Source organism: Roseivirga sp. YIW32, assembly GCF_057219245.1.
This window is the reverse complement of sequence record NZ_JBXVVG010000002.1, coordinates 1,296,663-1,310,735: the sequence shown is the minus strand read 5'-3', so window position 1 is coordinate 1,310,735 and position 14,073 is coordinate 1,296,663. Positions and strand designations below refer to the sequence as shown.

Sequence of the window (14,073 nt, the reverse complement as noted above, 5' to 3'; positions counted from 1 at the left end):
ATTTCATTGAATGGAGTGTCTAGTTATCCCCGTTGATGGTGGCTTTCAAGTATTCTCTATTCATTCGTGCAATGTTTTCAATTGAAATCCCTTTCGGACATTCCACTTCACAAGCTCCTGTATTTGTACAGTTACCAAAGCCTTCTTCATCCATCACCTTTACCATGTTCTTCACACGGTCCTTCGCCTCTACTTGTCCTTGAGGAAGTAAAGCAAACTGCGATACTTTAGCCGACACAAAAAGCATGGCAGAAGCATTTTTACACGTCGCCACACAGGCGCCACAACCTATACAAGTCGCTGCGTCAAATGCTGAATCGGCATCTGCCTTCTCGATAGGGATGGCATTTGCATCCACCGTATTTCCTGACGTGTTCACAGACACGAAACCTCCAGCCGCCATAACGCGATCAAAGGCAGAACGATCGACAACCAAATCCTTGATCACCGGAAAGGCTTTCGCTCTCCACGGTTCGATGTAAATGGTATCTCCATCTTTAAATTCTCTCATGTGAAGCTGGCAGGTTGTGATCTCCTTACCCGGTCCATGTGCTTCTCCGTTGATGAACATGGAACAAGATCCGCAAATTCCTTCGCGACAATCATGATCGAAAGCCACGGGCTCTTTGCCCTCTTCGATCAACTGTTCGTTGAGAATGTCCATCATTTCCAAAAAAGAGCTATCAGGTGAGATATCAGCTACCTGATAGGTCTCCATGTTTCCTTTCGCATTTTGGCTCTGTTGTCTCCAGACCTTTAGCGTAAGATTCATTCCATTATTTGCTGACATATCTTAATTTCTTATTTGTATGATCTTGTCTTCAATTCAATATTCTCGTAGATGAGCGGTTCCTTGTGCATCACCGCATCGGATGGTTCACCCTTATACTCCCATGCGGAAACAAAAGTAAAGTTCTCATCATCTCTCACCGCTTCACCTTCTTCCGTTTGGTACTCTTCTCTGAAGTGTCCTCCACAAGATTCGTTTCGCTCTAAGGCATCTCTAGCGAAGAGTTCGCCTAACTCAAGGAAATCGGCTACTCGACCAGCCTTCTCCAGTTCTTGGTTGATGTTTTCCGACTCGCCAGGAACTCTCACTTCTTTCCAGAACTCTTCCCTCAAGGCTTTGATCTGTGCGATCGCATCCTTAAGACCGGCTTCATTTCTTGCCATTCCTACTTGGTTCCACATGATCTTTCCGAGACGTTTGTGGAAATAATCCACCGATTTGGTGCCGTTATTGTTCAAGAAGAAGTCAATGGTTTTTTGGACATTCTTCTCTGCCTCTTCAAATTCCGGACTATCTGTTGGGATTGGCCCTGTTCGTATGTCGTCGGCCAAATAATCTCCAATGGTGTATGGTAATACAAAATAACCATCTGCTAGTCCCTGCATCAAGGCTGAGGCTCCTAGACGGTTCGCCCCATGGTCTGAGAAGTTGGCTTCTCCCAAGGCATAGCAACCCGGGATGGTCGTCATCAGGTTATAATCAACCCAAACACCCCCCATGGTGTAATGCACAGCAGGATAAATTTTCATTGGCTTTTTGTACGGGTTGTCCGCCGTGATCTTCTCGTACATTTGGAACAGGTTACCGTACTTTTTCGAAACCACATCTTCTCCCAATTGGCGGATTTGCTCTTCAGAGGCATTGTGAATTCCTTGTACATTCGCTGCTTCTTGGCCATAGCGCATGATCGCAGCAGAAAAATCTAAGAATACCGCTTCTCCGGTTTCGTTGGTCCCTACTCCATAACCTTCATCACATCTTTCTTTCGCAGCCCGAGAGGCCACATCACGAGGGACAAGGTTACCAAAAGAAGGATATCTTCGTTCCAGGTAATAATCTCGATCCTCCTCGGGAATTTTCGTTGGGTCTAACTTCCCTTCTCTTACCGCTTGTGCATCCTCTTTTTTGGCAGGCACCCAAATTCTACCATCATTTCGCAATGACTCAGACATCAAGGTCAGTTTAGACTGTTGATCGCCATGCTGCGGAATACAGGTCGGGTGAATCTGCGTGAAACATGGATTCGCAAAAAAGGCTCCTTTTTTGTGAATTTTCCAGGCTGCAGACACGTTCGATCCCATGGCATTGGTGGAAAGGAAAAACACGTTTCCATACCCGCCTGAAGCAATGACAACCGCATGCGCAGAGTGTCTTTCAATTTCTCCGGTCACCAAGTTGCGGGCAATAATTCCTCTTGCTTTCCCATCAACAAGCACCAAATCCATCATTTCATGACGGTTGTACATCTTTATCTTGCCTTTTCCGATCTGACGAGACATAGCAGAATAACATCCCAACAAAAGCTGCTGACCTGTTTGCCCTTTCGCGTAGAACGTACGAGACACCTGAACACCACCAAAGGAGCGGTTATCCAATAAGCCGCCATAATCTCTGGCGAAAGGGACGCCTTGCGCTACACATTGGTCAATGATGTTTGTCGACACTTCAGCCAAACGGTGAACGTTTGCCTCACGCGAGCGGTAGTCTCCTCCTTTTACCGTATCGTAGAATAAGCGATAGGTCGAATCGCCATCGCCTTGGTAGTTCTTGGCTGCATTGATTCCGCCCTGAGCCGCAATTGAGTGCGCTCTTCGTGGCGAATCCTGGTAGCAGAATGCTTTAACATTATAGCCTAACTCCGCCAAGGTTGCGGCTGCGGAGCCACCCGCCAATCCAGTCCCTACCACGATGACGTCGATCAATCGTTTATTTGCAGGGTTTACTAGTCTAATGTCGTTCTTATGTTTGGTCCACTTATCCGCAATAGGACCTTCAGGAATTTTTGAATCTAATATACTCATGGCTTAGTGTCCGTTAAGGTGGTGAAACAGTGCAATGAAAATAAATCCCAGAGGAATTGCGATCGCATAAACCTTTCCAAGTTTTTGTATGAAAGGGGTATACTTCCTGTGGTTGGCACCGATGGATTGAAAGGCCGACTGAAACCCATGCAATAAATGCAAAGAAAGTAGTACAAAGGCTAATGAATAAAAACCAACGCGTACCGGATCTTCAAATTTATGAGCCAATTCTTCGTAATACCGGTATTCGCCGTCAACCGTCATTCCACTCATATCACCTTGGATATATTTGGTATTGATCTCTGGCACCCAGAAATCATAAAAGTGCAGGGCTAAAAAGGCCAACACCACCGCTCCACTGATGATCATGTTTCTCGACATCCAACTGGCATTCGCTGAGCCCTTTTGCATCGCGTATTTATTCACTCCTCGTGCTCTTCTATTTTGCGCCTCAAGCACAAAACCAGCCACAAAGTGATACACCACGGCAAAGATCAACACCGGCTGCAAAGCAAATTGCACCAACGGGTTTGTCCCCATAAAATGAGAAACCTCATTGAAGATATCTGGTGCAAAAACGGATGTAAAATTGATCAGAAAATGCTGTAGCAAAAAGATTAGTAAAAATAGTGCCGATAGCGCCATGGCAACCTTTCTACCTATGGAACTACTGAATGTTTGTTTCATCCAACTCATTGATGGTCTTCTTTTATAAATCGCTCCAAATTTAGTCTGCAAACGTTACCGAACAAAGGTATTTGGAGCTGGAACAATTCTAAATAACACAATTTCTCACCCAACAGAATGTCGAGAAAAGTTGTTTGAAAGTATAACTAAATAATGATATTGCGTTATGTCCTTAAAGGGATTCACAATGGACAGGTTAAAAACACTTTTCTACGTTTGTTTTCTGTTGTTCATCAGCAACGACATCTGGGCGACACATATCCGTGCAGGAGAAATCACCGCCGTCCGGATTTCTCAATCCAGTTTGCGTTATCGATTCACCTTGGTGCTCTACAAAGACACCGGGTCAAATGTAGAAGTAGGCGAAGGGGGTATTTTCAATTTTGGTCAAGGACGCGTTATTGGCCCTGGCAGGGATGTTCTTTCTGGAGAGTCAGTAGATGGGCGTTTTATAGAAACAAATATTGGTAACGAGACCCTCATCTCTGTCATTCAATTCGACCATACTTTCGATGGCCCGGGTTGCTACGTGATCAGCTACACAGAGCAAAATAGAAACGGTGGCATCATTAATATGGGTGGTGCTGCATCGGAAGACATTCCTTTTCATATCGAAACTGTCATTTGTATCGACCCCCTTTTCGGCGCGAATGGTACACCCCAACTGACAATTCCTCCCATTGACAGAGCCTGCGTTGGCGCGCGCTTTATCCATAATGCAGGTGCCTATGATCCTGATGGGGATAGCCTTGCTTATAAAATTGTGACGCCGATGCAAAACCGAGGTATCGATGTAACCACTTATTTACCGCTGAATGATCCAAGCATTACCACCTTAAGAGAGGATGGTGGTTCGCCTTCAGTATTTGATATCGACCCAATAACCGGTGATTTGGTGTGGGATGCTCCTCAATTCGCTGGAGAATACAATGTCGCTTTAATCGTTGAGGAATGGCGTTTCTCGACACTAACTGGCCGCTACGAACAATTGGGTTATGTGACACGCGACATGCAAATCATTGTCGAAGAGTGTGATAATGAACGCCCGGAGTTGGAAATCCCTGCTGATACCTGCGTAGAGGCCGGCACCTTACTCGAAGCAGTGATCACAGCTACAGATCCGGATAATAACAATGTATTGTTGGAATCTTTTGGTGGAGTCTATGAACTCAACAATTCCCCGGCTGAGTTTTTGAGCTTGCCAAACCTGAACCCTGTCCCCGAGTTCAGAAGCCAGCCCGCCAGTTCTTTATTCAAGTGGCAAACGAATATCAACCATGTGCGGGCCAGACCGTATGAAGTACAGTTTAAGGTATCGGATCAACCGTTTGATCCGGATGCGCCTTCCCTGGTCGAATTTGAAACCTGGAATGTCACAGTGGTGGCACCTGCGCCTACAGGGCTTACCACAAGTATCGCCTCATCGAATGCCATTAACCTCAGCTGGGATGCATATGAGGGGGCAAATTTTGCTCCGGTCATGCAGATCTACAGGAGGGTTGACAGTTATGACTTTACTCCAGAAAATTGTCTTGTCGGTATACCTGCCCAATCCGGATACGAATTGATTGATGAAATACCCATAGACCAAACCAACTACACTGATGATGAAGGCATTCGACCGGGTGTGAATTACTGCTATCGTCTTGTCGTTAAATTTCCACCGCCTAGTGGAGGGTTGAGCTATGCTTCTGCTGAGTCATGCACTCGGATACCTTTAGATGTTCCGGTCATCACCAATGTGAGCATCGAAAATACGAGCGAAACTTCTGGGGAGATCTTTGTAAAATGGACCTCTCCTCTTGAGATCGATGAAACACTCTTCCCACCGCCGTTTACCTACGATGTGATTCGCTACAGCGGATTTAATGGCTCTACGGGCGGAATTGAAGTGGTGAGTAAAACGACAGACACCACCTTTGTAGACCTTGGTATGAATACAGAGGACTTGCCTTTTCATTACGCGGTACGCTTTTATGACGCAGCCGACAACCTGATCGATAGCTCAGCTACTGCATCTAGTGTGCGTTTGGAGGCCTTGGGCTTGGTTCAAGCCGTAGAATTGACATGGGAAGCCGATGTCCCTTGGTCTAATCGAGTGCAAGATTCACCTTACCACTATATATACCGGAACAGAGCGGATGCAGCAGGCAATGACACGAATACATTCCTATTGATCGACTCCACCTTGGTAACTGCAGATGGATTCAAATATGTTGATGAAGGACAGTTTAATGGTATTCCCCTGTTTGATGATAGGGACTATTGTTACTATGTGGAAACAAAAGGAGCCTATGGCAACCCATTGCTAAAAGAACCATTCATCAATAAATCGCAGCGCATTTGTATACAACCTAATGATGAGATTCCACCCGATGAGCCAGAAATTGAAGTACCGGGAGATACAACTACGGTAGAAGGACCCGATGGTCCATTGGTGATCGTAGATAATCCTAATTGCGAAAGGCTTCAATTTGAACCTTGTGGCTTTGCCAACTTCAACAATACGATCACCTGGAATCCAGCAGGGAACACCGAGGATATCGCCAGTTACAATATTTATTTCTCAGCATCTGGCGCAGAGGGCAGCTTTGAATTGATCGATAATACGAGAGACGTAACTTATACACATTCAGACCTTAGCTCATTTAAAGGCTGCTACCGAATCAGCGCATTGGATCGTTCGAATAATGAAAGCTCATTGAGCTCACCGATCTGTTTCGACAATTGTCCGTATTATGAATTGCCCAACACCTTTACACCAAATGAGGATGGGGCGAATGATACATTCCGCGCTTTCGATCAGCCCAATTCTAAATGTCCAAGATTTATAGAGGCTGTCACCTTTGTGGTATACAACCGATGGGGAGGGAATGAATTATTCCGATACACAACGGAGGGTGAAGCCGAACCTAATTTCTTCATTGACTGGGACGGTAGAGACAAAAATGGCAACGACCTGCCCTCGGGAACTTACTACTATTCAGCCATTGTTACCTTCGATGTATTGGATAAACGAAACCGCGAACAGGAGTTTAAAAATTGGGTAAAGATCATTCGTTAACTAAAGACATCTTGCTTTTTGATGGAGTATGCAACCTCTGTAATGGAGCCGTTAACTTTATCATTGATCACGATCCAAAAGGGCATTTTCAATTTGCCGCCCTACAGTCTGACTTTGGCCAAAAAACACTAGCTGACCTTGGGTACGACCAAAAGGATTTCGACAGTTTGGTCTTGTTGAGTAAAGGCAAGGTGTTCAAAAAAAGTACAGCGGCATTGCGTATCGCAAACCGCTTGAATGGGCTTTATCCATTGCTCTATTTGTTCATCATCATTCCTCCTTTTCTTAGAGATGCGGTCTACGACTTGATCGCCAGAAACCGCTACCGATGGTTTGGCAAAAGAGATAGTTGCCGGATGCCCACGCCAGAGCTTCGTTCTCGATTTGTAGATGCTTAAGAGTTTTTACTTAGTTTTGCTGCCGCAAAATACTTAACCTATGAAAGCATACGTTTTTCCTGGCCAGGGAGCACAATTCCCGGGTATGGCCAAAGACCTTTATGACAACTCGGCGGATGCCAAGGCTTTATTGGAGTCGGCTAATGATATTCTGGGCTTTAGGATCACGGACATCATGTTCAATGGCACTGCTGACGAGCTCAAAGAAACAAAAGTGACTCAACCGGCCATTTTCCTCCATTCGGTGGTTTTGGCTAAAATTTCTGACAGCTTCACCCCCGACATGGTGGCAGGTCATTCGCTAGGTGAGTTCTCCGCCTTAGTAGCCAACGGCACCTTGGCCTTTGAAGATGGGCTCAAGTTGGTGAGCCAGCGAGCACAAGCCATGCAAAAAGCTTGTGAGATCAATCCATCCACCATGGCAGCGATTTTAGGTCTGGAAGACGAAGTGGTTGAATCGCTTTGCGCTAACATTGATGAAGTCGTAGTAGCCGCTAATTATAATTGCCCCGGTCAGTTAGTGATCTCTGGAAGTCATAAAGGAATTGAATTGGCTTGCCAAGCAGCGACGGAAGCAGGCGCTAGAAGGGCTTTACCATTACCTGTTGGCGGCGCCTTCCACTCTCCATTGATGGAACCTGCTCGTTTAGAACTGGAAGCTGCTATCGATGCGACCGTTTTCCATGCAGGATCATGCCCCGTTTACCAGAACGTCAGTGCAAAAGCAGAGACAGACCTCGAGACCATCAAAGCTAATTTGAAGACACAGTTAACGGCACCTGTTCGCTGGACACAGTCCGTTCAGGCGATGGTGGCAGACGGTGCCAACCACTTCATTGAATCTGGGCCCGGTAAGGTATTGCAAGGATTGGTCAAGAAGATCCATCGAGAAGCTGAAGTATCGAGCATCTAGCCGAAAACTCTTGAAGACTACCAAAGGAATTCTCATTTTAGAGGATTCCTTTTTTTATGAAAAATCCTTTTCAGCGCGTTTGTATTCCTCTTTATTTCCTTCTTATGTTGGGTTGTCAATCGTCACCAGTAAATCCGCTAGAACAAATCATGGCTAGCGAAGAACCAAAGATCAAGGCCATTGCTGACCAATTGGCAGCGCATGAAGTGCAAATTCTTTACACGCAAATTGAGAGGAATATTACTAATCGGCCTAGTTTTAAAGAATTTGAGTTTCAACTAGACGATACCTTTTATTTCTATCCTGCCAGTACAGCAAAACTCCCTGTGGCCATCTTGGCATTGCAAAAAATCAGATCACTTCAAAAAGAAGGGATTGACATTTCGCTCGATCATCGCTTTGTGATAAAAGATAGTTCAGGCGCGCTCATTATAGAAAAGGACAGTACGTCCAAAACAGGCTATCCAAGCATTGGTCACATGATCAAAAAGATCTTTCTGGTGAGCGATAATGAGGCCTACAATTACTTATTCGATTTTCTCGGCCGTGACTATGTCAATGAGGAATTATCAAAAAAAGGAATGACACCATCTCATCTTAATCACAAATTCCTTTATGGTGCTGATAATCAACATACCTGGACCTACGCATTTTACAACGACAGAGACGAACTGACTTATGCACAACCTTCCATCACCTCAAAAATAGAAAAGCATGACCTGCCATTAAAAGGGATGAAAAAAGGCATTGGCTACACCGACAACGACGGCAAGCTCTATCGTGAGCCTTTCGATTTTAGTGAAAAGAACTTCTTTTCCCTAAGGAGTCTGAATCGAATTTTATTGGCCATTGTCTTTCCGGAGAGCCTGCCACAAGAAGCCCAGTTTGAGCTATTCGATCATGACTATGAATTCTTAACTTTTTGGATGAGCCGAACCACTTTTGAAAGTGATTACCCTAATTATCGCTCCCCCGATTACTTCGATAGCTATGTAAAATTCTTTCTATTTGGAGATGAACGGGGTCCTGTCCCAAAACACATCCGGGTGCATAATAAGGTAGGTAATGCCTATGGCACATTGACTGAAGTCGCATATGTTCAAGATAGCCTCAACCACGTGGAGTTCATGCTTGCCGCCACGATACAGGTGAATGCCAATCAGATCTTTAATGATGGAGTTTATGAATACGATTCCTTGGGAATACCCTTCATGGCCGAATTAGGAAGACAACTTTACGCCTACGAATTGAATCGTTGATTCATTAGGCCGCCTGCCAGAAGGTATACTTGTAGTCTGCATTCAAACCGATGAGCTCAATTCTGGCCGGGAAAAACCTGATATTGACTTCCGCTTGAACGCCAGGGATGTCGTAGGCTGACACAATTACACCACTTCCATCCTCCTTAATACAGATGTAATCAAGGATGTCTCGCATTTCGTCATCAGGACAAAGGTCGTCGTACACATTGAATAGCTCCTCCTTCATCTGATGGCCATAATAGCTATCAAAAAGCAAATTGAGCGCATCAAGTCTTTTCTGAAAAAAGGCTCGTTGACTGAGTGGCGAGCGATCTTTGATCTCTTTTAGCGCTTTATATTTCTTGAAAAGCGCGACAATTTTTTGGTCCTCCTTCATGATCTTATGCTTAATGCACAAAGTTAGTCAAGGAAATAACCAGTGATCCTGCCTTTCGATGAAGTGAAAATAATCTAGGATGAACTGCTACCAGGGTTCTTCAAAGATCTCCACTGACAAGGGATCTTGACAAGCCGCTAGTAATTGGGCTTGGGTTTTTTCTAGCGTTGGGTGGTTCAATTCGGGTGAGATCTCCACGAGAGGCATCAACGTGAACCTTCTTTCTGGGATCCCGGGATGCGGTATTTCTAATCCCTCCTTGGTCAATTGATGTTCACCAAAATACAAGATATCGATATCGATCAGGCGCTCGCCCCATTTTTCATGCCTTACCCTGCCCATTTCATTCTCTATCAACTGACAGATAGCCAGAATTCGTTGAGGTGATTTATTTGAATCAACAATGATCACCTGGTTGAGAAAGCTCGGTTGATCTTCAATCCCCCAGGCTTGGGTTTCGTAGATCCGAGATTCCTTTTTAACAATGATGTTATGAGAGGTCAATAGTTCTTTTGCGCGTTGGATGTTGGCGGGTTTGTTGCCAAGATTCGTCCCGAGTAAAAGGTAAATATCTGTCATGAGACCAAATATAGCATTAGTTATTGGAGTTGAACATTGCCCTACCTATTTTGCCACTACGAAGACAAACTTATGAGTGAGATTAGACACGATTGGACAAAGGATGAAATTGTTGCCCTCTATAATAAACCCCTTTTAGAATTGGTTTATGAGGCGGCAACGGTTCATCGAAAATACCACAATCCGAACGAGGTACAGGTGAGCACCTTGTTATCGATCAAAACCGGAGGGTGTCCAGAAGACTGTGCCTATTGTCCTCAAGCTGCTCGCTACCATACAGACATTGAGACCAATGACCTGATGACTGTTGACCAAGTGAAAGCACAAGCGCTCCGAGCCAAATCATCCGGATCATCAAGGGTGTGCATGGGTGCCGCGTGGAGAAACGTGGAAGATGGCCCTGAGTTCGACCAAGTGCTGGATATGGTGCGTACCATCAATTCACTGGATATGGAGGTTTGCTGCACCTTGGGCATGTTAACCGAGAATCAGGCGCAGCGGTTGGCTGAAGCAGGTTTGTATGCCTATAACCATAACCTCGACAGCTCAGAAGAGTATTACAAAGAGATCATTTCTACTCGTGGTTGGGAAGATCGCCTAGAGACATTGAAGAATGTGCGAAAAACCAATGTCACGGTTTGCTCGGGAGGAATCATCGGTATGGGTGAATCCATCGAGGACAGAGCCGGTATGTTGATCGCCTTGGCTTCCCTAAGTCCACAACCTGAATCTGTTCCTATCAACGCATTAGTTTCGGTTGAAGGTACTCCGCTTGAAGAACAAGAAGTTGTTTCAATCTGGGATATGATTCGAATGGTAGCAACTACCCGAATCGTACTACCGATGACTACGGTGAGGCTTTCTGCCGGCAGAACAGAAATGAGCAAAGAAGGGCAAGCCTTCTGTTTCTTAGCCGGAGCAGGTTCAATTTTTGCAGGAGACAAACTGTTGACCACGCCAAATCCTGATGTCAACGAGGACATGGAATTATTCAAGCTATTAGGGATCACCCCGATGAAGCCTTACGCGAAAGGAGCTAAGCCTACTCCGCTGGCTCCTGAGGAAATGACCCCACAAGAAGGCGATAAGATCAAATGGAGCCGACCAGGCCATCGCATAGACAAAAACGTAGAAGCCACAAAAAAGGCCAATAAAAAAAGAAAGGAAGCCCTTTAGGACTTCCTTTTCTTTTTCTATGCGTAGATGATTCTAGAAGATTTTGAATCCAACACCAAATACCCATTGGTTGATTCGCTTGTCAATCACAACATTACCATGGTTGGGAGGAAGTGCGATATCTTCATTGATATCGCTCAAGGAACCTTCATACTTCAAATCAAAGACGAATTTCCAGATATCAATACCAGCGCCTGCCTGGTAGCCAACTGTTGAGTTCTTGTAGTTCTCTTTGACATCCTCAACTGCACCCATTGCATTAGTAATTTCAGCACTGGTCAAAAAGCGAAAAGACGGACCTGCATTTAGTCTTACTGGCCCCAACTTAAACCCAATCATCACTGGAACATCGATTTGGTTGAAATCGTATTCAAGTTTCTCTGAATTCACGTTGAGAGTAGAGTTTGGGTTAGAGAATAATACCTCGGGTTGGATGTAAATACCAACAATCGGCACTTGTACTCTCAAAAAAGCACCCAATTGGTACCCAAATGCAGCATCTCCTTCTTCTACCGCTTGTACGTTCTCACTTAAACTTAAGTTAGTTGAAGTAAGATTAACTCTTGGACCGAAATCGATCTGAGCCATTGCACCAAATCCCATGGTCAATAGCGTTAAAGCAAAAATGATTCTTTTCATGTTATGAGTTTTATAGTTCTTGCAAAAGTAATAGCCAGGCCTTCTCTATATCATTAACGTCAATATATTTTTGAGCCATTGCGTGCATATGATCTAAAAAAGAGTCTTGGTCATTGATAAAACGTGCTTTTATCTCTTTCATTTCATTCGACTCGCTGTATTCCTTTACCTTACTAGAATCGGGCAAATTTTCAATATTTCCTAATCTACCCAAATTGTTGCCGGTGAGCACCGAACTATTGCGGATGACAGCAGGAATTTGATCAATACCAATACCCAAATTGCGATTCGGTTTTGGCACCTTGAACAAGGATTCGCCCTGTGCTCTACAATACCAGTCGCCTCCCATCCGACCAACAAGATCTGCTTTCACCGGATCCGGTTGGCCATTATCGTCCAGGATGTGATCGCTTATGTGCCCATAAACCACTTCACAAAGAATCAAATTACCGGCACCCGGTTGATCGCCCAAGGAAATCACTTGCTTCAATTTGCATTCAAAGGAGGCAACTGATTCTTTTACTCTTGGTGGACTCACTTTTTCACTTTGCTCTTCGGTCAGACCTGATTTAATGAATTCATTTACCCCTTTTGGGTAGGCAGTACTAGACAATGACATCTGCTCCACCACTGAATAGCTGACAATGTTTACCACCAATTCACCTGTTTCCTGCACGTTGGTCAAGGTATGCTTAAGCTCACCCGATCTTGGAAGCGCAGGAGACAAGATCAGTAGCGGTGGGTTGGAGCTGAACACGTTAAAAAAACTGTAAGGAGCTAAATTCACGTTGCCTTCTTTATCTACCGTACTTGCCCAGGCGATCGGGCGAGGAGCAATGACGCCAAGCAAATAGTTATGCAACTGAGGTTGAGATAGTTTTTTAGGGTCAATGATCATTTGGCTGGCAACACGTTAGCTGTAACTTCTCCAAAACCAATCCGAACGCCGTTCTTCTCGGCATGTGCTCTCATAATGACTGTGTCACCATCCTCAATAAATTTACGTTCACCGCCTCCTTTAAGGGCTATGGGTTTTGTGCCTCTCCAAGCCAACTCAAGCATTGATCCATATTTGTGCGGCTCAGGACCCGAAATGGTGCCCGACCCGTACATATCACCCACTTTCATGTTACACCCATTGACCGTATGATGAGCCAATTGCTGCTTCACATTCCAATAGAGATACTTCATGTTTGAGGTTGACACTATCGTTTCTTCTTGCCCGGCCGGTTGAATTCCAACCGTCAGTTTGACATCAAAATGAGCATCTCCTTCATAGTTCAAATAAGGCAGGACCTCTGGGGATTGGGTGGGACCTGATACTGCAAAGGGAGCAAGTGCATCCATCGTTACGATCCATGGAGACACATGAGAGGCAAAATTCTTTGCCAAGAAAGGCCCTAGGGGAACATACTCCCATTTTTGAATATCCCTAGCCGACCAATCATTTAAAATGACGAAGCCAAAGATGTACTCCTCAGCCTCAGAAGTAGAAACGGGTTGCCCTAAAGGGTTTTCCTTACCCGTAATAAAGGCCATTTCTAGTTCGAAATCCAATAAGCGACAAGGTCCAAAGGAAGGGTTTTCCGCATCATCGGCTTTGGTCTGACCTTTTGGACGATGAAAGGGAGTGCCTGAAATAACAATCGATGACGCACGGCCGTGATAGCCCACCGGAATATGTTTCCAATTGGGCATTAAGGCGTTTTCAGGTCCTCGGAACATAGTACCTACATTAAAAGCATGCTGCTCTGAGGAATAGAAATCTGTGTAGTTAGGCACCTGAACTGGAAGTTGCATTTCAACATCCGAATGGAGATGAAATGCAGCAGCTTTTAACAATTCATTGTCTCTCAGTAAAGCATTGGTGGCATCGAAAAGATCGGCTAATCGGTCACGAACAGCTCTGGTCTTCTCTTTGCCTAAGGCAATGAAGTCGTTTAAAACCGGTTGATCAAAAACGCCATGAGGCAAAACCAACTCATCGAATAAACCGCTGCGGTGCAATTGATCAAGATCAACCACATAATCACCAATCGCCGTAGCAGCTTTTGGTGGGATGGCATCCTTTTTAAATATACCGAAAGGTATATTTTGAATAGAAAAATCTGAATCAGGTGCTACTTGCACCCAAGAAGTTCTATTTGGATCGTTTGCTTTGATCATTT

General features: G+C 44.8%; 13 protein-coding genes. 5 read left to right on the top strand and 8 right to left on the bottom strand.

Annotated elements, in window-relative coordinates; translation table 11 throughout:
* Positions 1 to 19: 19 nt before the first annotated feature.
* The 3 genes from AC2D6U_RS14665 to AC2D6U_RS14655 are packed head-to-tail and all read right to left on the bottom strand — an operon-like array spanning position 20 to position 3,498.
* Positions 20 to 772 carry a succinate dehydrogenase/fumarate reductase iron-sulfur subunit gene (locus AC2D6U_RS14665; RefSeq protein WP_484721779.1) on the bottom strand — a complete coding sequence of 251 codons (753 nt, stop codon included), beginning with the start codon at positions 770 to 772 and terminating at the stop codon, positions 20 to 22.
* 29 nt (positions 773 to 801) lie between these two features.
* On the bottom strand, positions 802 to 2,811 hold the full coding sequence (locus tag AC2D6U_RS14660; RefSeq protein WP_484721740.1) for a fumarate reductase/succinate dehydrogenase flavoprotein subunit: 2,010 nt from the start codon (positions 2,809 to 2,811) through the stop codon (positions 802 to 804).
* Positions 2,812 to 2,814: 3 nt separating this feature from the next.
* Complete coding sequence (locus tag AC2D6U_RS14655; protein ID WP_484721739.1) at positions 2,815 to 3,498, bottom strand: succinate dehydrogenase cytochrome b subunit; 684 nt, start codon at positions 3,496 to 3,498, stop codon at positions 2,815 to 2,817.
* Positions 3,499 to 3,685: 187 nt separating this feature from the next.
* Between AC2D6U_RS14655 and AC2D6U_RS14650 the strand changes: the two genes are divergently transcribed.
* From AC2D6U_RS14650 to AC2D6U_RS14635, 4 genes are read left to right on the top strand one after another with little or no spacing between them, the layout of a single operon-like run.
* Positions 3,686 to 6,562 carry a T9SS type B sorting domain-containing protein gene (locus AC2D6U_RS14650; protein ID WP_484721738.1) on the top strand — a complete coding sequence of 959 codons (2,877 nt, stop codon included), beginning with the start codon at positions 3,686 to 3,688 and terminating at the stop codon, positions 6,560 to 6,562.
* Positions 6,541 to 6,960, top strand: coding sequence for a thiol-disulfide oxidoreductase DCC family protein (locus tag AC2D6U_RS14645; RefSeq protein WP_484721737.1), 420 nt, complete (start codon positions 6,541 to 6,543; stop codon positions 6,958 to 6,960). Before AC2D6U_RS14650 ends, AC2D6U_RS14645 begins: the two co-directional genes overlap by 22 nt.
* A 40-nt stretch (positions 6,961 to 7,000) precedes the next feature.
* Entirely contained in the window at positions 7,001 to 7,873 is an 873-nt protein-coding gene (gene fabD, locus AC2D6U_RS14640; protein ID WP_484721736.1) for an ACP S-malonyltransferase, read from the top strand.
* Positions 7,874 to 7,929: 56 nt separating this feature from the next.
* On the top strand, positions 7,930 to 9,132 hold the full coding sequence (locus AC2D6U_RS14635; protein ID WP_484721735.1) for a serine hydrolase: 1,203 nt from the start codon (positions 7,930 to 7,932) through the stop codon (positions 9,130 to 9,132).
* A gap of 4 nt (positions 9,133 to 9,136) precedes the next feature.
* Here AC2D6U_RS14635 and AC2D6U_RS14630 read toward each other — a convergent pair whose 3' ends face one another.
* Both AC2D6U_RS14630 and folK read right to left on the bottom strand, forming a co-directional pair.
* Complete coding sequence (locus AC2D6U_RS14630) at positions 9,137 to 9,511, bottom strand: hypothetical protein (protein WP_484721734.1); 375 nt, start codon at positions 9,509 to 9,511, stop codon at positions 9,137 to 9,139.
* 87 nt (positions 9,512 to 9,598) lie between these two features.
* Positions 9,599 to 10,090: a 2-amino-4-hydroxy-6-hydroxymethyldihydropteridine diphosphokinase gene (gene folK, locus AC2D6U_RS14625; RefSeq protein ID WP_484721733.1), complete on the bottom strand. Its 492-nt coding sequence runs from the start codon at positions 10,088 to 10,090 to the stop codon at positions 9,599 to 9,601.
* Positions 10,091 to 10,162: 72 nt separating this feature from the next.
* Between folK and bioB the strand changes: the two genes are divergently transcribed.
* Entirely contained in the window at positions 10,163 to 11,266 is a 1,104-nt protein-coding gene (gene bioB / locus AC2D6U_RS14620; RefSeq protein ID WP_484721732.1) for a biotin synthase BioB, read from the top strand.
* 33 nt (positions 11,267 to 11,299) lie between these two features.
* Here the strand turns inward: bioB and AC2D6U_RS14615 are convergent, their stop codons facing one another.
* Genes AC2D6U_RS14615 through fahA form a run of 3 tightly spaced genes read right to left on the bottom strand, consistent with a single transcriptional unit; the run spans position 11,300 to position 14,071 of the window.
* Positions 11,300 to 11,905 carry a porin family protein gene (locus tag AC2D6U_RS14615; RefSeq protein ID WP_484721731.1) on the bottom strand — a complete coding sequence of 202 codons (606 nt, stop codon included), beginning with the start codon at positions 11,903 to 11,905 and terminating at the stop codon, positions 11,300 to 11,302.
* Positions 11,906 to 11,915: 10 nt separating this feature from the next.
* The gene (locus AC2D6U_RS14610; RefSeq protein WP_484721730.1) at positions 11,916 to 12,803 is read right to left on the bottom strand and encodes a flavin reductase family protein; all 888 of its coding nucleotides are present in this window, start codon (positions 12,801 to 12,803) and stop codon (positions 11,916 to 11,918) included.
* The gene (gene fahA / locus AC2D6U_RS14605; RefSeq protein ID WP_484721729.1) at positions 12,800 to 14,071 is read right to left on the bottom strand and encodes a fumarylacetoacetase; all 1,272 of its coding nucleotides are present in this window, start codon (positions 14,069 to 14,071) and stop codon (positions 12,800 to 12,802) included. The genes AC2D6U_RS14610 and fahA overlap by 4 nt, the downstream gene beginning before the upstream one ends.
* Positions 14,072 to 14,073 lie beyond the last annotated feature (2 nt).